This window comes from Crossiella sp. CA-258035 (assembly GCF_030064675.1).
Classification (GTDB): Bacteria; Actinomycetota; Actinomycetes; order Mycobacteriales; family Pseudonocardiaceae; genus Crossiella.
Genome location: NZ_CP116413.1, coordinates 9107190 through 9127403, shown reverse-complemented (window position 1 = coordinate 9127403; position 20214 = coordinate 9107190). Strand labels below are relative to the sequence as shown.

The following is a 20214-nucleotide window of genomic DNA, read 5'->3' as shown; positions in this document are numbered from 1 at the left end:
GTATTCGATTACAGACCAAGGTTATTCGATTACACAAGCCGCCAAAAGTTCTGTATCGTTACAGTAGCCAACAGATCACGAAGGGTTAACCCGTGCGAGATGTAGGTATTCGCACGGATGTCTCGGACCGTCCCTTGCGGGCAGAGTGTGTGTCGTGGGAGCCGGAGGTGCCCCTCCCCGGGAGGCGGCACCAAGGTCTTTTCCGTGCACAAGGTGCCTGCTCCGCCGTCGCGGGCAGTGACGAGGGGGTGGACGGAAGAGAACGTTGTGTCAGGCGGGGGACGACTGACACAGGGGAAGGGCCGTCATCTGGGGAGGTGGCGGCCCTTCGGCTTGTCCACCCACACGTAGTCCCGGCCGAGGCCGATGTCCAGCGTGCGGTCCTCCCGGTGCTCGGGCCCGAGTCGCACCGGCTCGGTGCAGCCGGTGGCCGGATCGGCGTCGGAGTCCGCGGTGTCCTGGCCCGCGTGCGGCGGTCCCGGCATGTGCTCGGCCACCACCGGCGGCAGGTTCTTCAGCGCCACGCACACCTGGTAGTCCCCGTCCGGTAGCTCGCCGGCCTGGTAGGTGCCGTAGGCGTCGGTGGTGGTGCTGGTCACCTCGGCGCCTGCCGCGGTGAGCACGGTGACCGTGACCTCCGGCGCACCCGGCTCCGGCGCGTCCTGCTGCCCGTTGTGGTTGGAGTCGATCCACACGTAGTCGCCCAGCCGGTTCACCGCTGACGGCTGGCCCGTCCGGGGCGGGCGATTGCGATCGAGCCACACGTAGTCGCCGAGGTGGTTCGGCGCCCGGCGGGCCGGGTCGGGGAATTCCGGCAATGGGTCGGACTGGTTCGCGGGAATGCCCGGCGCGGCCTCGTCGGGGTCAATTCCGGCCGCTGCGGCTGATCCGGCGCCGAGGGCAGCCGTGCAGGTCACCGCCAGGGTGGCGGCCGTGGCCAGGCCGGTCGGTCGTCTCACGTGCTGCTCCCAGGAACGGTTGCCGGAATTGACCGGGGCAGGTTATTGGCAGGCGAGTGTGATGGGGGGTCCCGCATTGGGGTTGTTCCGCCGCGGGGCCCGGCTACAGTCGGTAGGAAATCCAGGAGCGCCATTCGAGTCGAGGAGGGCGGGCCGTGCTGCTACGTGATCCGGGTCACGGTCAACTGGCGCCTGTCGCGCGGGGCGCGGTGTGCCGGTTCTTGGGTATGGTCTAGACCATGTCCGCGACTCAGCTTGTCGGTGTCGGAGTCAGCCCAGGTCAGGCCGCTGGGCCGGTGGTCAGGGTGGCCGAGCCGCTGCCGGAACCGCCCGCGACCCCGGCGCCGGGTGACACCGCGGCCGAGGCCGCGCGCATCCGCCCGGCCGCCGAGGCGGTGGCCGCTGAGCTGAACCGGCGGGCCGCCGCGGTCGAGGGCGAGGGCCGGGTGGTGCTGGAGACCACCGCCGCGATGGCCGCCGACCCCGCGCTGCTGGCCGAGGCGGAGAAGCTGGTCAACGGCCGGAGCCTGCCCGCGCCGCGCGCGGTGTTCGAGGCGGCCAACGGCTTCGCCACCATGCTCGCCGCCGCGGGTGGCTACCTGGCCGAGCGGGTCCGCGACGTGCACGACGTGCGGGACCGGATCGTGGCCACCCTGCTGGACGTGCCCATGCCCGGCGTGCCGCCGCTGACCGGACCCAGCGTCCTGGTCGCCCGCGACCTGGCCCCCGCCGACACCGCGGGCCTGGACCCCGAGCTGGTGCTGGCCCTGGTCACCGAGGAGGGCGGGCCCACCAGCCACACCGCGATCCTGGCCCGCGCGCTGGGCATCCCCGCGGTGGTCGCCTGCCGCGGCGTGCTCGCGCTGGCGGCCGAGGGCCTGGTCGTGGACGGCGGCACCGGACTGGTCACCGCGCCCTCGGGCGTGGTCGAGGTGCGCGCGGTCGAGCGCGCGCCCAAGGCGGAGTGGAACGGCGTGGGCAAGCTGGCCGACGGGCACCGGGTGAAGGTGCTGGCCAACGTCGGCTCGGCGGAGGACGCCAAGGCCGCGGTGGCCACCGGCGCCGAGGGCGTCGGCCTGTTCCGCACCGAGTTCTGCTTCCTCTCCGCCACCGAGGAACCGGCCGTGGCCGCCCAGCGGGCCGCCTACGCCGCGGTGCTGGCCCCCTTCGTCGGCAAGCCGGTCGTGGTGCGCACCCTGGACGCGGGCGCGGACAAGCCGCTGCCCTTCCTGAACACCGTCGAGGAGCCCAACCCCGCGTTGGGCGTGCGCGGCCTGCGCATCGCCAGGGACGCCGCGGGCGTGCTGGACCGGCAGCTCGAAGCCATCGTCGCGGCCACCGAGGACAGCGGGGCTGAGGTCTCGGTGATGGCGCCGATGGTGGCCACCGCCGAGGAGGCCGCCTGGTTCGCCGAGCGGGCCAGGGCCGCCGGGGTGACCAGGGCCGGGGTGATGATCGAGATCCCGGCCGCCGCGCTGGCCGCGCGGGAGGTGCTGGACGCGGTGGACTTCGTCAGCCTCGGCACCAACGACCTGGCCCAGTACGTCTTCGCCGCCGACCGCATGCTCGGCGCGCTGGCCACCCTCAACGACCCCTGGCAGCCCGCGCTGCTCCGGCTGATCGCGCTGGTCGGCGAGGCGGCCACGGCCACCGGCAAGCCTGCCGGGGTGTGCGGCGAGGCCGCGGCCGACCCCGACCTGGCCTGCGTGCTGACCGGGCTGGGCCTGACCAGCCTGTCCATGAACAACGCCGCGCTGACCCAGGTCGGCGCCCGGCTGGCCGGGGTCCGGCTGGACGCCTGCCAGCTGGCCGCCCGCGCCGCGCTGGCCGCCAAGGACCCGGCGCACGCCAGGACCGCGGCGCACGCCGCCCTGCACTGAACCGCCCTAGCGGCGGAAGAACCGGGACTTCCGCGGCGGGTGCTTGATCTCCACCGAGCCGAAGCGGACCGCGCCGGTGAGGATGAAGTGCGGGTCGCCGGGCAGGTCGCCGCCGCCGACCTTGTCGGTGACCGTGCCCGCGGTCATGGCCAGCGAGTCCACGTTCACCGTGGCGCCCAGCGGCAGGATGAGCGAGGTCGCGCCGAGCGCGTTGTGCAGCTCGATGGTGACCACCGGCTCGGCGATCACCGCCTCGGTGAAGTCGAGCAGGGTGTTGCCCGCGGTGCCGCGCAGCACCACCCGGCCCGGCACGGTCCACCGGCCGCGGCGCTCCAGCGAGGACATCGCGTTGTGGCCGAGCACCAGCTCGCCGCGGGCCACCGACTCGTTGAGCACCATGCCGGGCACGTCCACCAGCACCGCGTTCAGCTCGCCCCTGGTGCGCGCGACCAGCGCCGCCTCGGAGCGCTGGGTGAACTCGGCCAGGCTGATCCGGCCCAGGCCGGTGGCGCGTTCGAGCAGCTGCACCACGTGCATCCGCTCGGCGTCGGAGACCAGCAGTCGCCGTTGTTCCAGCGCTCCGTCCACGCTCACTCCTCGACGTCCAGGCCGTGCTCGATGGCGTAGCGGGCCAGCTCGACCCGGTTGTGCAGCTGCAACTTGCGCAGGGTGGACTGCACGTGGTTCTCCACCGTGCGGTGCGAGATGACCAGCCGGGTGGCGATCTGCCGCGCGGTCAGGCCCTTGGCCACCAGCCGCAGCACCTCGGTCTCCCGGTCGGTCAGCTGCGGCGCGGCCGGTCCGCCGTCCGGCGTGGTGGCCATCCGCCGGTACTCGCCGAGCACCAGCCCGGCCAGGCCCGGGGTGAACACCGCGTCCCCGGCCGCGGTCCGGCGCACCGCGTCGACCAGCTCCTCCACCGAGGCCGACTTCACCAGGTAGCCGGAGGCCCCGGCCTTGACCGCCTCCAGCACGTCGTCGTGCTCGCCGCTGGCGGAGAGCACCAGCACCCTGGTCTCGCGCAGCTCCGCGGTGATCAGCCCGGCCGCCTGCACGCCGGAGGTCTCGCCCATGTTGAGGTCCATCAGCACCACGTCGGGGCGCACCGCCCGCGCGATGCGCACCGCGGCGTCCCCGTCGCCTGCCGTGGCCAGTACCTCGAATCCGCGTTCGGCCAGGTCGCGGGCCACGCTGTCGCGCCAGATCGGATGGTCGTCGACGACCATCACGGTCACCTTCAGCTCGCTCATCGCCTTCCCCCCTTGCTCGTCTGCCTCGGGATGCGGACCTCCCACTCGGTGCCCTCCCCGGCGCCGGTGTGCAGGGCGAGCGTGCCATGCAGGTCCTGCACCCGTCCCCTGATCGACTGCGCGATGCCCATTCGTCCCTCCGCCTCGGCCGCGGTGATCCGGCCATCCGGGATGCCGGGGCCGTCGTCGCGGATGCTCACCACGACCTCCTCGCCCAGGTCCTCCACCAGCACCCAGGCCCGCGCCTGCGCACCGGCATGTTCGTCCACATTGGACAGTGCTTCTCTGGTCAGCGCGCACAGCTCGGCCGCGGTGTGCGCGGGCAGCAGCACCTGGGTGGCCGGCGCGGAGACCTGGAACCTGGGCGTGGCCAGCAACTGGAGCTGTGGCCGCAGGTCCACCTCACCGTCCACAGTGGACTCAGGTGGCGCGCTGGAGACCAGTGCCCGCAACGCGATCTCCTGCTCGCCGGCCAGCTCGGCCAGCTCGGTGGCCTCCCCGCCCAGCTCCCGGCCGCGCCGCCGCACCCTGGCCAGCACCTGGAGCACGCCGTCGTGGATGGAGCGGGCCAGCCGCTCCCGCTCCCTGGTCGCGGCCTCCGCCTGCAACGCCCGGTGCAGCTGTTCGGCCGAACGCCTGGCCACCGAGGAGGCCAGGCCGATGACGAAGCCGACCCCGAGCAGCAGCACGGTGTCCCGCGCGATGTCGGTGTCGAACCGGCCCCTGATCAGCCAGCTCACCCCGGCCACGAGTGCCCCGGCCGCCATGCCCGGCCCGCGCCCGTGCAGCACCGCGGCGGCCACCACGCAGCCCGGCGCCCACACCGTGACCACGGTCGGCGCGGAGGAGAGCATGTAGGCCCGGTCGTGCACGAACCAGCAGGCCAGCAGCAGGCCCGCGGTGATCAGCACATCGGCCACCACCACCGAGGTCCGGCGGCCGCTGTCCCTGGAGTAGCAGTAGACGGTGACCGCGGTCCACGCCGCCATCACGCCGAAGACCACCCAGCCGAGCCACTCCCGCTCGTACTGCTCGCGGTGGACCAACACCCCGCCGAGGGCGAACAGCAGGGTGACCACGCGCAACCACACCAGCGCGCGCCACAGTGGCATCACCGTCTCTCCCACGGGAGACATCCTGCCTCACCAACGGCATACCAATCCCCCCGCTTGGACGCAGTCCACGGCCACTATCTGTGCCACCCTTGAGCGGGGTGACGGTCGGCAGGGGGCCGGCTACGCATCGCCACGGGTTTCTTGGTGTCCGCACCATGGGGGAGGCCGTCTTGCGCGACTGGCCACTGTGGACACTGCGTGGACCGGCGCTGGTGTACTGGCTGGTGGTTGACGGTTTCGCAGTGTCCGCCGCGGTTCTGTTGATGGTGCTCGGGCATGCCCCGCGCACCGAGGACCTACCGAAGTTCGTCATGCTCGTGGCCACCGCCGCCCTGGTGGTCATCGGCACCAGCGTGGTCGGCGCGCTGCGGGTGGAACCCCAGCGCAGCCCGTGGGCGGTGCACGTGGCCTACCTGCTCGCCGGGGTGTTCGCACTGCCGGGCAACCTGCTGGTGGTGCTGATGCTCGGGCCCGCCCTGCACGGCGCGCTCAGCCCCCGGCACCGGCCGCACCACTGGATCTTCACCACCTCGGCCACCGCGCTGGCCACCCTGGCCGCGCGCACCGTGATCGGCTGGGCCGACCCGCGCACCGACCTGCCCGCCATGATCGCCGCCGGGGTCACCCTGCTGGTGGTGCGGGCGATGATCGTGGCGGTCGGCCTGCGGCTGCGCACCCCGACGGCCAAGGCGGAGCACGTGTTCGGCCAGCGGCTGGACGTCACCGTCGGCGTGGTCGCGGTCTGCCTGGGCGGGCTGATGGCGATGGCCATGACCGAGGACCCGCTGCGGCTGCTGCTGGCCGCGCCGCCACTGCTGATGCTGGAGAGCGCGGCCCAGCTGCCGCAGTGGCAGCGCTCGGCCCAGCGGGACGCCAAGACCGGCCTGGCCAACTCCGTGCACTGGGACCGGCTGGCCCGCGAGGCGCTGGACCGCGCCCGCAACCGCAAGGCCGCCGCCGCGCTGCTGCTGCTCGACCTGGACCACTTCAAGCGGGTCAACGACCAGCTCGGCCACCTGGCCGGGGACGCCGCGCTGGCCGCGATCGGCAGGCTGCTGCTGGGCAGCGTGCGGCACGGCGAGCTGGTCGGCCGCTTCGGCGGCGAGGAGTTCGTGGTGCTGCTGCCGGACACCACCCCCGGCGAGGCCGAGCGGACCGCGCAGCGGGTGCGCGCCGGGGTGGCCCAGCTGCGCGTGCCCACCACCGCCACCGACGGCCGCGAGCACGAGCTCTCCGGGCTGACCGTGAGCATCGGTGTGGCCACCTCACCGCGCTACGGCTACGGCCTGCCGGAGCTGATGGTGGCCGCCGACTCCGCCCTGCTGGCCGCCAAGAGCTCCGGCCGCAACCTGGTCACGGTCGCTTAGGCAGGTTCGTCGCCCTTGCCGCTGGGGATCGCGTCCGCCCGGTTGGTCGGGTCCACCGAGTCCGGGTCCGGGTTGTCCTCGTTGACCAGCGAGCGGATCGCCGCGTTGAGCACCGCCAGCACCGGCACGCCCAGCAGCGCGCCGGGGATGCCGGCCAGGGACAGGCCGCCCATGATCACCAGGATCACCGCGAGCGGGTGCAGGGAGACCGCCTTGCCCAGCAGCAGGGGCTGGAGCACGTGACTCTCCAGCTGCATCACCGCGATCACGATGATCAGCACGATCAGCGCCTCGATCGGGCCGTTGGCCACCAGCGCCACCAGCACCGCGACCGAACCGGCCACCAGTGAACCGATGATCGGCACGAACGCGGCCAGGAAGACCAGCGCGGCCAGCGGCACCGCCAGCGGCACGCCGACGATTGCCAGGCCGATGCCGATGCCGACCGCGTCCACCACCGCCACCACCACGGTCGCCCGCACGTAGCTGACCAGCGAGGCGAAGCCGCGGCGACCGGCCACGTCCACCCGGTCGCGCACGTTGCCCGGCACCGCCTTGGTCATGAAGTGCCAGATGTTGCTGCCGTCGTGCAGGAAGAAGATCAGCGTGAACAGCAGCAGCAGGAAGCCGGTGAGCAGCTCGCCGACGCCGACCGCGGTGGTCACCGTGGTGTTCACCGCGTTGGTGGCGATGGTGGAGACGTTGCTCTTGAGCATCTCCACGAACCGGTTGAGGTACTGGTCCAGGTCCTGCTGGGTCAGCTGCAGCGGCCCGTGCACCAGCCAGTCCTTGATCTGGTCGAGGCCGACCACCACCTTGGACTGGAGCTCGGGCACGCCGTTGACGAACGCGGCCACCACCGAGACCAGCACGCCGACCACCAGCAGCAGCCCGCCCACCAGCACGATCGTGGTGGCCGCCCAGCCCGGCACCCGCCAGGACACCAGCTGCCGCACCGCGGGCGCCATCAGCGCGGCCAGCAGCAGCGCGATGCCCACCGGGATGACCAGGCCGGCGAAGTAGCCGACCAGGAAGACCAGCACGGCCAGCGCGCCGCACAGGGTGAGGAAGCGCCAGGACAGCGCCGCGCTCACCCGGAGTCCGTAGGGGACCTGTTCCACAACCTCACGCCGGATCGGAGTCGGCGGCACCTGCCTGCGGCTGCTCACGCGATCACGGTAGCCGTGACCGAGTCGTCATGGGGGGAACGCGCGGGGCGTCCTGGCGGTCTATTGCCCATCCGAGCGCTGCCGGGTGAGATCAACGGCAATGGACCCGTATCCGAAGCCGTCGGACTTCACCGAGGTCGAGCGCGCGGTCTGCCGCGCCTTCGCGGTCGGCCGGCAGCTGGTGCTCCCCCTGCCCGGCAGCCCTGACACCAGGGTGCGGGCCGGGCTGCTCGCCGGCCTGCTCACCGGCCTCTACCGGCTCAAACCGGCCGGGATGCCCGCGCTGCGGCTCACCGGGGCGACCATCACCGGCCGCCTCGACCTGGAGGCGCTGGACGTGCGCACCCTGATCGAGCTGACCCGGTGCACCTTCGACACCGCGCCGGACCTGCGGATGGCCCAGCTGATCGGCCTGCGCCTGCCCGGCTGTCGGCTGCCCGGTCTCAAGGGCCGCAACCTCCAGGTGGACAGCGACCTGGTGCTGGAGGCCGGGTTCACCGCCACCGGCTGCGTGGACCTCACCGACGCCACCGTGCGCGGCACCCTGCGGCTGGCCGGTGCGGTGCTGCGCAGCCCGCAGGACCACGCGCTGCTCGGCGCCCGGCTGCGGATCAGCGGCTCCTTGCAGGCCACCGCGCTGCGCGCGACCGGCGAGGTGCGGCTGCGCGGGGCCACCGTCAGCGGCAACGTGCACCTGGGCGGCGCGCACCTGAGCAATCCGGGCGCGGACGCGCTGGAGGGCTCCGGGATCGTGGTCTCCGGCAACCTGTTCTGCGACGGCGACGGCGGCCGGTTCACCGCCAGCGGCCGGGTGGTGCTGGCCGGGGCCAGGATCGGCGGCGACGCGGTGTTCTCCGGCGCCCGCCTGCAGGCCGAGGACTCCACCACCGACTCCCCGGTGCCGATCGTGCCGCACGGCCAGGCGCTGGACTCGGCCTCGCTGGTGGCCGACCGGATCACCGTGGACGGCAACGTGCAGCTCGACGACGGCTTCACCGCCGCGGGCTCGGTGCGGCTGCCCAACGCCAGCATCGGCGGCTACCTGCGCATGGTCGGCGCCACCCTGGGCTCGGAGACCGCGCTGGCCGTGCTGGAGGCCGAGCACGAGAAGCAGCCGGTGCAGCGGTTCCCGGTGGCGCTGCTCGCCGACGGCATCGAGGTGCGCGGCGACCTGGAGGCCCGCGGCAAGGCGGTCCGGCTGGCCGACGGCCGGTTCGAGCGGCAGGGCGGGATGCGGGCCTTCGGGCAGGTCCGGCTGGTCGACGCCTACGTGCACGGCAGCGCCAGCCTGTCCGGGGTGCAGCTGCACGGGCCCGGCATCGACGTGCTCTTCGCCGACCGGCTCCGGGTCGGCGGCACCCTGTTCCTGCGCGACCTGGCCGCCCGCGGCTCGATCCGGCTGCAGAACGCCAGCATCGGCTCCACCCTGGACTGCTCAGGGGCCAAGCTGACCGACCCGCGCCGCCGCGGCGACGGCACCATCAAGCCCTCGCTGGACGCCCGGGTGGCCTCCGTGGGCAAGGACCTGTTGTGCAGCTGGGGCATGGTGGCCGAGGGCGGGGTGCGGGTCCGGCTGGTCGAGGTCGGCAAGATGGTCACCTTCACCGGCTCCGAGCTGGGCAGCGCGCCGGACGGGATCGCGCTCAACGCCTACGGCCTGACCGCGCAGCAGCTGGTGGTGCGGTTCGGCCGGAAGCCGCTGGGCCGGGTCATCCTGAACCGGGCCAAGGTGGTCACCGTCGCCGACGGCGAGCTGCTCTGGCAGGCCAGCGGCGGGGTCGAGCTGGAGGACTTCTCCTACCAGGGCATCGCGGCCGATCCGGACGTGGACGTGCGCACCCGGCTGCGCTGGCTGCGCACCGTGGTCCCGGACTACGCGCCGGGGCCCTACGAGCAGCTGGCCACCGTCTACCGGGACGGCGGGCACGAGGAACGCGCCGAGCGGGTGCTGCTGGAGAAGCAGCGCCGCCGCTACACCGAGCTGGGCGTGGCCGGGCGGCTGTGGGGCCTGCTGCAGGAGGTCACCGTGGGCTACGGCTACCGGCCCTGGCTGGCGCTGGTCTGGTTGCTGGTCTTCTGGGCGGCCGGCGGCATCTGGTTCAACGAGATGTACAGCGCAAATCCCGGGCCGCAGCAGTATCCGATCGAACGCCTGGACAGCGACCAGAACCCGGTGTGGAACCCGTGGCTGCTCTCCGCGGACATGCTGCTGCCGATCGTCACCCTCGGCCAGGACAACATGTGGCGGATCACCGGCGCCTCGCAGTGGATATCCGTGGTGCTCACCGCGGTGGGCTGGATTCTGGCCTCGACCGCGGCGGCCGGCGCCACCCGCGTTTTGAAACGAAACTGAGTCACCTTGAGCCGATTAACTCGATAGTGGGTATTCGGCCGCAGAGTTTGCGGGCGGCCTTCTCGGTCTGACATCTTTTGCGTTGTCCAGCTCAAGATTCTCCAGACGGAGGCGTGCACGTGCCGGGTACGGACCAGAATGTCGCGGGGGGTGGCCGAGTGCGTCGGCTGCTGTCCCGGGCGCTCCTGGTCTCCGGTGGCGCGCTGGTCGGCTGGCTGGTGGCGGCGGGTTCGGCGAACGCCGCTGAGCTGGTGCCTGCCCCGCAGGTGACCGAGCCGGTGCAGACCGTCGCGCAGGTCCTGGGCGGCTCGGCCGGGCAGGCCACCGGCCTGGTCGGCGAGGTCGGCCACACCGCGGACGAGGGCGTTCGCAGGGCGATCAGCGAGGCGACCTCGGTGATCAGCCAGCCCGCGATCCGCAGGGCCAAGGCCGAGAACTCGATCGAAGACGCCGTGCACAACGTGGCCAAGCTGTTCGAGCAGGCCCCCGTGCTCAGCGAGGTGACCGAGGCGGTCACCAGCAACGCCGGGCAGTCCGCCCGGATGTATGCCAGGGACGCCGCCTACTTCGACGGCGCTCCCGTCGCCGACGCCGAGTCCCCAGTGGACCCGGCGGCGACGGCTCCGGCGAGTCAGCCCGATCGCCACCACCCCTCACCCGCGCCGAGCACGGCGCCGGTGCAGAAGCCCGGCCAGGTCGAGGACGCGCCCCGGCAGTTGCCGCAGCCTGTCCAGCCTGGCCTTCCACTTCTCCCGCTGGTCCCGTTGCCGATGCCGGTGCCGACCAGCAACCCCGGTTCCTGTTCGTGCGGACACGACGGAAACGACGCGGCGCTGGTCGCCCTCGGCGGCTGCCTGCCGATGCACTCCTCGCTGGACAACGCGCACGGCCTGCCGGTGGACTCCGCCGCGGCCGACTGCGTGCTCGCCGGGCAGGCCAAGCAGCCCGGCATCACTCCTGACTGACCACCCCGGCGCGACAAGCGACCTCTGTCCTGAGGTCGGCGCGCTGGCCGGGGTTTTTCTCTCGGCGTTCCGCCCGCCGTTCTCGTAGGTCGCAGAAATCGCGCCATTCCGGTGCACGTCAGTTTTATTCGGCGTGCCGGAAATATCCCAAAGACCCGGGTGGCCGATTGCCCCGACGTGAATTCACGTCCGGCCATCCGACCCCATTCCCCCTCCCGCCAGGGGGAACAACAAAAGGAGATCCACAATGCACATCTGGGCGAAGCGCGGTCTGAAGACCGTACTCGTCACCGGTGGGCTGCTCGCCCTCGGCACTGGCGTCGCCAGTGCCGGCGAGAACCCCGACGTGCCGGCCACTCCACTGGCCGCGTCGGTGACCCTGCCGATCCACCTCGACAACAACGCCGTGGGCACCGCGCTGGGTGAGGTCGACCTCCCGGCCGAGCACATCGAGGACGTCAAGGTCGACACCCGCGAGGTCGTGCCGAGCCTGCCCCTCGCTGGCGCGGCCACCAAGGCGGGCAAGTCGCTGAAGGTGCCCCAGCTGGGCGGCAAGAGCAAGACCGCGTCCAAGGCCGACGACGCCCCCAAGCTGGGCGAAGCCGACCCGTTCCGCGCGAACGAGGTCCACGCTGACGCCGTGGTCCCGGTGGTCATCGAGGGCAACGCGATCGCCGCCACCGGTGACGCGGACGTCGAGAACGTCAGCGAGTACAGCTACAGCAAGCCCGAGCTCATCGTCACCAACGGCGACAAGGGCAGCATCAAGGGCAACGTGGTCGACGTCGACGGCGTCGCGCCCGTGCTCATCTCGGGCAACGCGGTCGCCGCGGGGGGCCACGCCGAGGCGCAGAGCGTGTCCATGCTGGAGGCCCAGTCCGGTGGCGACATCGAGACCTCGGGCAAGGACTCCTCGCTCTCCGGCAACAGCGTCGTGGTCCCGCTGGCGGTCCCGGTCCAGCTGACCGGCAACGCCATCTCCGGCGCGGCGGGTGTCGCCGACACCAACAACGAGTCGGCCATCGCGGCCGACGCCGGCGGCAACGTCGACACCGACGGCGAGGGCTCGTCCCTCGGCGGCAACATCGCGCACGGCCAGGTGGCCCTGCCGGTCGAGGGCAACAACAACGCCCTCGGCGTGTTCCCGGTCAACAACTCCAACGCCGTGGGGTCGACCACCGCGGACGCCGTCGCGGGCGGGGACAGCGTCACCTCCGGCTACGACAGCGGCATCGGTGGCAACCTGATCACGCCGAACGTGGCCGGTCCGGTCACCGTCGCGGGCAACGCCCTCGCCTGGGGCGGCCTGGCCGACTCGGTGAGCGACTCCACCAGCACCGCGCAGACCGGCGGCCTGCTGATGACCAACGGTGACGAGAGCACCGGCGGTGGCAACATCGTCGACGCCGCGATCGCCGAGCCGGTCCAGGTGCTGGGCAACTCCGGTGGCTGGGTCTCCAACACCGACGCGCAGCACAGCCAGGTGACCGAGTCCGTCGCCGGTGGGGACGCCTTCACCAACGGCGACAACAGCCTGATCGCCGGCGTCATCGCCTCCGCGCCGCTGACCCTGCCCGCCCAGGTGTCGGCGCTGTCCGGCGGCTGGATCGCCAACTCCGACGCCGTGGCCGCCACCGAGACGACCACCGACGCCGGTGGCCTGATCGGCACCCGCGGCAACGACTCGCTGGTCGCGGGTGACGGCATCCAGGTGCCGGTGGCCGTGCCGGTCGAGGCCGAGGGCAACGCCCTTGGCTGGATCATCAACTCCGGCGCGCAGTCCACCAGCACCACGGACTCCGAGGCCGGTGGCGACAACACCGCGATCGACGACGACGCGCTGGGCAGCGGCAACGCCGTGTCCGTCCCGGTCGCGGGCCCGGTCACGCTGAACGCCCTCGCCGGCGGCTGGATCGCCGTCGCCAAGGCGTGGAGCGAGAACGTCCACGACATCGGCGCCGGTGGCGACGTGAGCGGCAACGGCACCGACGGTGGCCTCTCCGGCAACGTCGTGCACGGCCCGGTGGCCCTGCCCATCCAGGGCCAGGGCATCTCCGGTGGCTGGATCGTGGTGTCCGAGTCGGAGTCCGAGAACACCGTGTCCTCCGTGGCCGGTGGCAACTCGACCTCCGAGGGCTCCTACGGTCTGCTGACCGGAAACCTGATCACCCCCGCGGTGGCCGGGCCGGTCCAGGCCGAGGGCGTCGGCGCCGGCTGGCTGGTCAACTCCAGCGGCGCGGCGGAGAACGCCACCGCCGCGGTCGCCGGTGGCGACAAGGCCACCGCTGGCGACAAGGGCGGCCTGGCCGGCCTGATCGCCGACGTGCCGGTGGCAGTGCCCACCAACGTGGGCGGCATCGGTGCGGGCTGGATGGTGCTGGCTGACGGCGCCGAGAACTCCGCGGTCGCCTCCGAGGCCGGTGGCGACAACGAGACCAGCGGCGTCAAGGGCACTGGGACCGGGACGGTCGCGTCCGTGCCGGTCGCCGCGGCGCTCGAGGTCGCGGGCGACTCGGTGAACTGGATCGGCACCACCTCCGGTGTGGCCGACAACAGCATCGGGTCCGAGGCCGGCGGCTACACCGTGACCGACGGTGTCATGAGCTTCCTGGGTGGCGACATCGTCGCCGTTCCGGTCAGCCCGGTGGTCGGGGCCAACGGCCTCTCCGCCTCGCTGAACGGTGTGTCCGACGCGGTGTCCGCCTCCGCGGTGGGGACCAAGGCCGGTGGCGACCTCGGCACCGCGGGTGACGGCGGCTCGGTGGCCGGCGACATCGTGAACGTGCCCGTGGGCGCGGCGGTCCAGCCGTTCGGTGACTCCGTCGCCGCGCTGGCTGTGGCCGACTCGATGGCCGCCAGCTCGGTCGACAGCGTGGTCGGTGGCACCGGCGAGACCACCGGGTCCGAGGGTGGCGGCCTGTCCGGCTTCAACCTGTTCGCCCCGATCGGCGCGGTCACGCAGGTCTACGACATCCCGGTCGAGGTCGTCGGCAACGCCATGGCCGACGCCAGCGAGGCCACTGACATGGAGGTCGGCGGCGCCCCCGCCGAGCTGCAGATCCCGGTGACCGACAAGGAGCTGGGCGAGAACCTGCCCGGCGTGACCGACGTGCCGTTCGACTTCTCCGGTGCCGAGGGCCGCGCCGCGGCTCCGGTCAGCGGACCGCTGGGTGTCTCCGGTGGCAAGTTCGACGTGCTGTCCGGGCTGACCGGCGGCGAGCTGGTGCCGAGCGTGCCGACCCTGCCGAAGGTCTCGGTGCCCACCCTCCCGGGTGTGCCCGCGCTGCCGGGTACCGAGCGTCAGGCGGGCCTGCCGGGCCTGAACCTGCTGTCGGCCGTGCCCGAGCTGCCGAACCTGGATGTTTCCGGGCTGCCGGGTACTGAGCGTCAGGCGGGCCTGCCGGGTCTGAACCTGCTGCCGACCGTTCCCGGGCTGCCGAAGGTGGGCGTTCCCGGGCTGCCGGGTGTGCCCACGGTTCCGGGTGTTCCCGCGGTGCCGGGTACTGAGCGTCAGGCGGGCCTGCCCGGTCTGAACCTGCTGCCGACCGTTCCCGGGCTGCCGAAGGTGGGCGTTCCCGGGCTGCCGGGTGTGCCCACGGTTCCGGGTGTTCCCGCGGTGCCGGGCACTGAGCGTCAGGCGGGCCTGCCCGGTCTGAACCTGCTGCCGGCCGTGCCCGCGCTGCCGAAGCTGGGTGTCCCCGGGCTGCCGGGTGTGCCCGCGGTGCCGAGTGTTCCCGCGGTGCCGGGTACCGAGCGTCAGGCGGGCCTGCCGGGCCTGAACCTGCTGCCCGCGCTGCCGAAGGTGTCCGTCCCCGGGGCGCCCACCATGCCGAAGCTGCCGATCGTCTGACCAACGGTCCAGGGCCTCTTCCATTAGTGGGTGCAGGGAGGCCGTAGACCGGTAACACCAACTCGGGTGGGCCCGGGACGCAACCAGCGTCCCGGGCCTACCTTTTGGCGTATGCGGATCGTCTCCCTGCTGCCGGCGGCCACCGACATCCTCGCCGTGCTCGGCAAGGTGCCGGAGCTGGTCGGCCGCACGCACGAGTGCGACTGGCCACCGGAGGTCGCCTCGGTGCCGGTGGTCACCACCAGCTCGATCGACCAGGACCGGATGAGCAGCAGGGAGATCTCGGCCGCGGTCGGCGGCGCGCACCGGGGCTCCTCGCTGTACGGACTGGACACCGCGCGCTTCGCCGAGCTCGCGCCGGACCTGGTGCTCACCCAGGACCTGTGCGAGGTGTGCGCGCTGTCCTACCGCCGGGTCGCCGCGGAGCTCCGGGTGCTGGAGACCGGTACCAGGGTGCTCAGCCTGGAGCCGCGCACGCTGGGCCAGGTGCTGGGCTGCATCCAGCTGGTGGGCGCGGAGCTCGGCCTCGGCGAGCTGGCCGAGCACCGGGTGGCCGAGCTGACCGCGCGGCTGGCCGCGGTGCGCGCGGCAGTGGCCGGGCGGCGGAAACCGAGGGTGGCCGCGATCGAGTGGCTGGATCCGCTGTGGCCGGCCGGACATTGGGTGCCGGAGCAGATCGCGGCCGCCGGTGGGCTGCCGCTGCTGGCCACCGCGGGCGAGCACACCAAGTCCGCGCACTGGGACCTCTTGGTCGCGGCCCGGCCGGACATCGTGCTGGTGCTGCCCTGCGGTTTCCCGCCTGCACGGACCGAGACCGAGCTGCACCTGCTCACTGACCATCCACAGTGGACAGAGGTGGCCCCGTCGGCGGTGTGGGTGCTGGACGGGCCCGCCTACTTCAACCGGCCGGGACCCAGGGTGGTGCGCGGTGCGGAGGTGCTCGCCCAGGTGCTGCACGGGATCCAGGTCGGCGAGCCGGTGACCGCGGCGGAGGCCCGGCGGGTCAGCTGACCAGCTTGACGACCACCAGCGCCAGGCCGATCAGGAACACCGCGAGGCTGCCGAAGGCGAACATCAGCTGGTCGTGGCTCTTGGCCACCCTGACCTCGGCCTCGCTCCTGGTGGAGATCACGTACGGGCCCTTGGCCGGTCGGCGAGCTGACCGTGCACGAACAGCCTGGTGCCCGGCCGCAGCACCCACTCGTTGTACTTGTAGCCGATGGTGCCCGCCTGCCGGGACGGGCCGGGTTCCGCGTGACCCAGCACCTCGGCCACCCGGCACACGCTGGTGGCCACCTCGGCCGCGGCGCCCCGGTAGACCTCCAGTTCGGCCACCGGCTGGGTCTCGGTCGCGATCAGCAGTAACCGCCCACCCCCGCGACCAGCAGCACCAGTCCCAGCCACAGCACACGGCCGAACCTACCCACACAGCGCGGTCTCGGCCACCGTCAGCACCCTGGCGAAATCGGGCATACCGGCAGGTCGGCCGGTGGCCAGCGTGGTCACCGCGGGACCGAGGCCGCCGTCCCGCCGCACCAGCACCCCGGACAGTCCGGAGAAGCCGTGCACCTCACCGCCGTGGCCGACGTAGTCCCCGCAGGAGAGCGGGAAGCGCTCCAGCCCGAGCCCGTAGAACGGCGCGGTCGGGCCGCCCGCCCGCCAGGTGGTCAGCTCCGCCTGGACCGGCGGCGGCAGCAGCTCGCCGCCGAGCACCGCGCGGAAGAAGCGGTTCAGCTCCGCCGGGGTGGACACCACCGAACCGGAGGCGTCCAGGTACGAGCTGTCCAGCTCGGTGACGTCGGCCAGCCTGCCGTCCACCGCCAGGTAGCCGCGCGGGTGCGGACCGCGCAGGGTGACCTCGTGCGGCCGGGGCAGGTAGGACCGGCTCAGCCCGAGCGGCCGGATCACCTGCGCGGTGACCACCTCCGCCCACGGCCGCCCGGTGACCCGCTCGATCACCTTGCCCAGCAACAGGTATCCGGTGTTGACGTAGACCCAGCGCCTGCCGGGCAGGTCCAGCTGCGGCCGGTCCAGCGCGTGTCCGACCAGTCGCATCGGGTCGTGCGCGCGGAACCGGTTCGCCACGAAGTCCGCGCCCTGTGGCAGGGCCGGTCCGTAGTCGGGCAGGCCGCTGGTGTGCTGCAACAGCTGGCGGACGGTGATCTCCCGCCGCCCGTGCTCGTCGTCCCCGCGCAGCACGCCCGGCAGGTAGGTCTCCACCCGCTCGTCCAGCCGGATCGACCCGGCCGCGACCAGCCGCAGCACGGTCACCGCGGTGAAGGTCTTGCCGACCGAGCCCGCCCGCAGCTCGGCCTGCCACGGGATCGGCGTGCCCCACCGGCGGTCCCCGGCCCCGGCCCGGTACAGCCGGTCCCGGCCGGGCTCGCTCACCGCGGTCAGCACGCCGGGCAGCCCGCCGGCCACGATCGCATCCACCCCTTGCTGCACCGAAGTGTGCGGCCGTGCTTGCGCCGGTGCGGCCAGCCCGGCCAGCAGCGCAACGACCACCGGTGCCAGCGTCCATCTCCCCATGCGCACACCGTGCCAGCGGGCCGGGTGTCGATCAGGAGCGCTGGGACCCGTGCGGTGGTGGGCTTTCCCCCACTGCTGTCACGATCAGCGCATGTCGAAGGTCATGATCGTCACCGGCGCGTCCGGCGGGATCGGCGCGGCCACCGCCCGGCTGGCCGCCGAGCAGGGTTTCCGGGTGGTGCTCGCCGGGCGCACCGCCGCGCCGCTGGCCGCGCTGGCCGCCGAGCTGGACGGGCTCGCGGTGCCCTGCGATGTCGCGGACTGGCCACAGGTGCAGGCGATGGTGGCCAGGACCGTGGCGGAGTTCGGGCGGCTGGACGTGGTCTTCGCCAACGCCGGCCACAGCGTGTCCACCAGCTTCCGCACCGAGGACGGCGCGCCGCCGGAGCAGTGGCCGGACATGGTGCTGACCAACGTCTGCGGGGCCGCCTTCACCGCCCGCGCGGCCCTGCCGGAACTGTTGCGCGCCAACGGACACCTGGTGCTCACCGGTTCCGCGGCGGGCCGCGGCATCCGGCCGGGCAACCTGTACTCGGCCACCAAGTGGGCGGTCACCGGGCTGGCGCAGAACATCCGCGCCGAGTGCGCCGGCACCGGCCTGCGGGTCAGCCTGCTCCAGCCCGGTCTGGTGGACACCGGCGGCATCCCGCCGGAACGCGCCGCCGAGCCCAAGCTGACCCCGGCCGACGTGGCCCGCGCGGTGCTCTACGCGGTGAGCCAGCCGCCGCACGTCAACGTGGACGAGATCATCCTGCGTCCCGCCTGAGCACCCGCAGCGGCGGCTTGCCCTCGGTCCAGCCCGCGCGCAACGAGACCTGGCTGAACCGCCAGCCGCCCGGCGTGCGCACCGCCGCCGCGGTGAAGAACGCGCCCACGTCGAAGTGCGCCCCCGGCCGCTCGCCCCTGGCCTCGGTGGTCTCCCGCAGGTGCACGTGCGTCATGATCGCGTTCCAGCGCACCGAGGCGTGGTCGCCGCGCAGGTCGATCACGTGGTTGGCGGTCACGTGCTGGGTCAGCTCGTACTGGCCCATCACCGCGTGCCCCGCCTCGGCGTAGTTCTCCAGCGTCTCCTGCTCCCCCACCGGGAAGTCGAAGCGCACCTCGGGGGTGAACAACGCGGCCGAGGTGACCGCGTCGAAGCGCCGTTCGTCCAGGCTCAGCGCGTAGGCGTCGATCAGCGCGCCGATCTCCGCACGGTCGCTGAGCAGGCGGACCTGGGCGCGCAGGGCGGCCAGCTCGTCCTCGATGGTCGGCATGCGCCCAGCATCCAACCTCAAGTTAGCTTGAAGTCAAGCCCCGTCCAGTCCGGCCAGGATGCCCAGCGCGGAGCCGGCCGCGATGTGCAGGATCCACGGGTGCCGGGTGTGGAGCGCCCAGTCGTCCCTGGCCAGCCGGGACCGCCAGTCGCCCTTCCCGTCGCGCAGCGGCACCTCGCCGATCACCGTGTCCAGCATGACGTCGATCAGCCGCCACCGGCCCGGAACGCTGGATCGTGCACCTGGTCAACCACTCGCCGCTGCGCACCCCACGCGGCCAGATCGGATCGCGCTGGCCACCGACCTCGCGGTCGCCAGGGTGGTGGAGGTGCGCAGCGGTGTCGAGCTCCCGGCCCGCCGCACCGGCGACCGCTGGTGCGTCACCGTGCCGGAGACCAGGGTCGCGGCCGCGGTGGTCTTCGAGGGCTAGCCGGCCTGCCCGCCGAACACCTCGTTCACCAGCCGGTCCATCGCCTGCTGGAAGGCCTTGGCCATGTCGACCTCGGTGTCCCCGGTGGTCACCGAGGCGGTCAGGGTCTTGCCGCCGTCGGGGGTGCCGTACATCAGCGCGCCGTAGCCCTGGGTGCCACCGTTGTGGAAGTAGAGGGTGCCGCCGTCCGGACCTTCCTGCGCGCGCACGCCCAGGCCGAAGCCGGAGACCGGGTGCGTCTCGCGCATCTCGGCCAGCAGCGGGGCGGGCAGCAGCCTGCCGCCCATCAGCGCGGAGAAGAACGTGTGCAGGTCCTGGGTGGTGGAGATCATGTCACCGGCGCCGGGGCACCAGGACGGGTTCTGCCGGGCGACGTCGAGCACCTTCCACTCGCCCGCGTCCTCGTAACGGATGTAGCCGTGCGCGTGCGGCCCCGGGATCTCCGGCGAGTCGCCGGGCACCACGGTGCCGCGCAGTCCGAGCGGCCGCAGGATCCGCCGGTCCAGCTCCTCGGCGTAGGAACAGCCGGTGACCTGCTCGACCAGCAGCCTGGCCAGCGCGTAGTTGGTGTTGGAGTAGCTCCAGTCGGTGCCCGGCTCGAACCGCGCGGGCTTGGCCAGGCCCAGCCGCACCAGCTCCTCCAGCTGGTAGGTGTGGAACCGCTTCTCCACCCATTCCTTGCCCTCGAAGGGAATTCCCGGCACAACCGTCCCGTCCGGGAAGAACTCGCCGGTGTAGCTGAACAGTCCGCTGGTGTGCGCCAGCATCATCCGCACCGTGATCCGCGGGTCCAGCGGCAGCTGCGGGAGGTAGCCGGCGACCGGGGCGTCCAGCCCGAGCTTGCCCTCGGCCACCAGCTGCAGGACCGCGGTGGCGGTGAAGGTCTTGGTGTTGCTGCCGATCCGGAACAGTCCGTCCGTCGGCGGCTTCGCGGTCTCGCCCAGCTCGCGCACCCCGGCGCTGCCGACCCATTCGCCCCGCTCGTCGTGCACCCGCAGCTGCACTCCGGCGAAGCCCAGGCCGACCGCTTCTTCGATGGCCTTCTGCAGCTCTGGGCGGTCCGGTCCGGTGAATTCAGGCATGGCTGT

The 20214-nt window shown here is 72.6% G+C and carries 19 protein-coding genes; 8 read left to right on the top strand and 11 right to left on the bottom strand.

Annotated elements, in window-relative coordinates; genetic code table 11:
- Window positions 1-305 precede the first annotated feature (305 nt).
- Window positions 306-959, bottom strand: a complete 654-nt coding sequence (locus N8J89_RS41495; RefSeq protein WP_283662311.1) for an SdrD B-like domain-containing protein — start codon at window positions 957-959, stop codon at window positions 306-308.
- A 239-nt stretch (window positions 960-1198) separates the two neighbouring features.
- Between N8J89_RS41495 and N8J89_RS41490 the strand changes: the two genes are divergently transcribed.
- Window positions 1199-2839, top strand: coding sequence for a phosphoenolpyruvate--protein phosphotransferase (locus N8J89_RS41490; protein ID WP_283662310.1), 1641 nt, complete (start codon window positions 1199-1201; stop codon window positions 2837-2839).
- Between the two features lie 6 nt (window positions 2840-2845).
- Here the strand turns inward: N8J89_RS41490 and N8J89_RS41485 are convergent, their stop codons facing one another.
- From N8J89_RS41485 to macS, 3 genes are read right to left on the bottom strand one after another with little or no spacing between them, the layout of a single operon-like run.
- Window positions 2846-3427 carry a DUF1707 SHOCT-like domain-containing protein gene (locus N8J89_RS41485; protein WP_283662309.1) on the bottom strand — a complete coding sequence of 194 codons (582 nt, stop codon included), beginning with the start codon at window positions 3425-3427 and terminating at the stop codon, window positions 2846-2848.
- A 2-nt stretch (window positions 3428-3429) separates the two neighbouring features.
- Window positions 3430-4089: a response regulator gene (locus N8J89_RS41480; protein WP_283662308.1), complete on the bottom strand. Its 660-nt coding sequence runs from the start codon at window positions 4087-4089 to the stop codon at window positions 3430-3432.
- Window positions 4086-5225, bottom strand: a complete 1140-nt coding sequence (gene macS / locus N8J89_RS41475; protein ID WP_502868396.1) for a MacS family sensor histidine kinase — start codon at window positions 5223-5225, stop codon at window positions 4086-4088. Before macS ends, N8J89_RS41480 begins: the two co-directional genes overlap by 4 nt.
- A gap of 221 nt (window positions 5226-5446) precedes the next feature.
- On the opposite strand from macS, the gene N8J89_RS41470 reads away from it, so the two are divergent.
- Window positions 5447-6571 carry a sensor domain-containing diguanylate cyclase gene (locus N8J89_RS41470; protein ID WP_283662307.1) on the top strand — a complete coding sequence of 375 codons (1125 nt, stop codon included), beginning with the start codon at window positions 5447-5449 and terminating at the stop codon, window positions 6569-6571.
- Here N8J89_RS41470 and N8J89_RS41465 read toward each other — a convergent pair.
- Window positions 6568-7740: an AI-2E family transporter gene (locus N8J89_RS41465; protein ID WP_283662306.1), complete on the bottom strand. Its 1173-nt coding sequence runs from the start codon at window positions 7738-7740 to the stop codon at window positions 6568-6570. The two genes, N8J89_RS41470 and N8J89_RS41465, sit on opposite strands and share 4 nt — an antisense overlap.
- Window positions 7741-7840: 100 nt before the next feature.
- Here N8J89_RS41465 and N8J89_RS41460 point away from each other — a divergent pair, with 100 nt between their 5' ends.
- The 4 genes from N8J89_RS41460 to N8J89_RS41445 all read left to right on the top strand — a co-directional run bounded on the left by N8J89_RS41460 (window position 7841) and on the right by N8J89_RS41445 (window position 15919).
- Entirely contained in the window at window positions 7841-10093 is a 2253-nt protein-coding gene (locus N8J89_RS41460) for a translocation/assembly module TamB domain-containing protein (RefSeq protein WP_283662305.1), read from the top strand.
- Between the two features lie 158 nt (window positions 10094-10251).
- Window positions 10252-11058, top strand: a complete 807-nt coding sequence (locus N8J89_RS41455) for a hypothetical protein (RefSeq protein WP_283662304.1) — start codon at window positions 10252-10254, stop codon at window positions 11056-11058.
- A gap of 247 nt (window positions 11059-11305) precedes the next feature.
- Window positions 11306-14908: a hypothetical protein gene (locus N8J89_RS41450; RefSeq protein ID WP_283662303.1), complete on the top strand. Its 3603-nt coding sequence runs from the start codon at window positions 11306-11308 to the stop codon at window positions 14906-14908.
- Window positions 14909-15019: 111 nt separating this feature from the next.
- Entirely contained in the window at window positions 15020-15919 is a 900-nt protein-coding gene (locus N8J89_RS41445) for an ABC transporter substrate-binding protein (RefSeq protein WP_283662302.1), read from the top strand.
- Here N8J89_RS41445 and N8J89_RS41440 read toward each other — a convergent pair.
- The 3 genes from N8J89_RS41440 to N8J89_RS41430 form a co-directional block, all read right to left on the bottom strand.
- Complete coding sequence (locus N8J89_RS41440; protein WP_283662301.1) at window positions 15912-16040, bottom strand: hypothetical protein; 129 nt, start codon at window positions 16038-16040, stop codon at window positions 15912-15914. The two genes, N8J89_RS41445 and N8J89_RS41440, sit on opposite strands and share 8 nt — an antisense overlap.
- Window positions 16037-16243: a GIDE domain-containing protein gene (locus N8J89_RS41435; protein ID WP_283662300.1), complete on the bottom strand. Its 207-nt coding sequence runs from the start codon at window positions 16241-16243 to the stop codon at window positions 16037-16039. Before N8J89_RS41435 ends, N8J89_RS41440 begins: the two co-directional genes overlap by 4 nt.
- An 84-nt stretch (window positions 16244-16327) precedes the next feature.
- Window positions 16328-17440, bottom strand: coding sequence for a serine hydrolase domain-containing protein (locus N8J89_RS41430; protein WP_283662299.1), 1113 nt, complete (start codon window positions 17438-17440; stop codon window positions 16328-16330).
- A gap of 91 nt (window positions 17441-17531) precedes the next feature.
- On the opposite strand from N8J89_RS41430, the gene N8J89_RS41425 reads away from it, so the two are divergent.
- On the top strand, window positions 17532-18206 hold the full coding sequence (locus N8J89_RS41425; protein ID WP_283662298.1) for an SDR family oxidoreductase: 675 nt from the start codon (window positions 17532-17534) through the stop codon (window positions 18204-18206).
- Here N8J89_RS41425 and N8J89_RS41420 read toward each other — a convergent pair.
- On the bottom strand, window positions 18187-18696 hold the full coding sequence (locus N8J89_RS41420) for a nuclear transport factor 2 family protein (protein ID WP_283662297.1): 510 nt from the start codon (window positions 18694-18696) through the stop codon (window positions 18187-18189). The genes N8J89_RS41425 and N8J89_RS41420 overlap by 20 nt on opposite strands.
- A gap of 33 nt (window positions 18697-18729) precedes the next feature.
- Window positions 18730-18894 carry a hypothetical protein gene (locus N8J89_RS41415; RefSeq protein ID WP_283662296.1) on the bottom strand — a complete coding sequence of 55 codons (165 nt, stop codon included), beginning with the start codon at window positions 18892-18894 and terminating at the stop codon, window positions 18730-18732.
- Here N8J89_RS41415 and N8J89_RS41410 point away from each other — a divergent pair.
- Entirely contained in the window at window positions 18893-19126 is a 234-nt protein-coding gene (locus tag N8J89_RS41410) for a hypothetical protein (RefSeq protein ID WP_283662295.1), read from the top strand. The two genes, N8J89_RS41415 and N8J89_RS41410, sit on opposite strands and share 2 nt — an antisense overlap.
- Here the strand turns inward: N8J89_RS41410 and N8J89_RS41405 are convergent.
- Window positions 19123-20208, bottom strand: a complete 1086-nt coding sequence (locus N8J89_RS41405) for a serine hydrolase domain-containing protein (protein WP_283662294.1) — start codon at window positions 20206-20208, stop codon at window positions 19123-19125. The genes N8J89_RS41410 and N8J89_RS41405 overlap by 4 nt on opposite strands.
- Window positions 20209-20214: the final 6 nt, after the last annotated feature.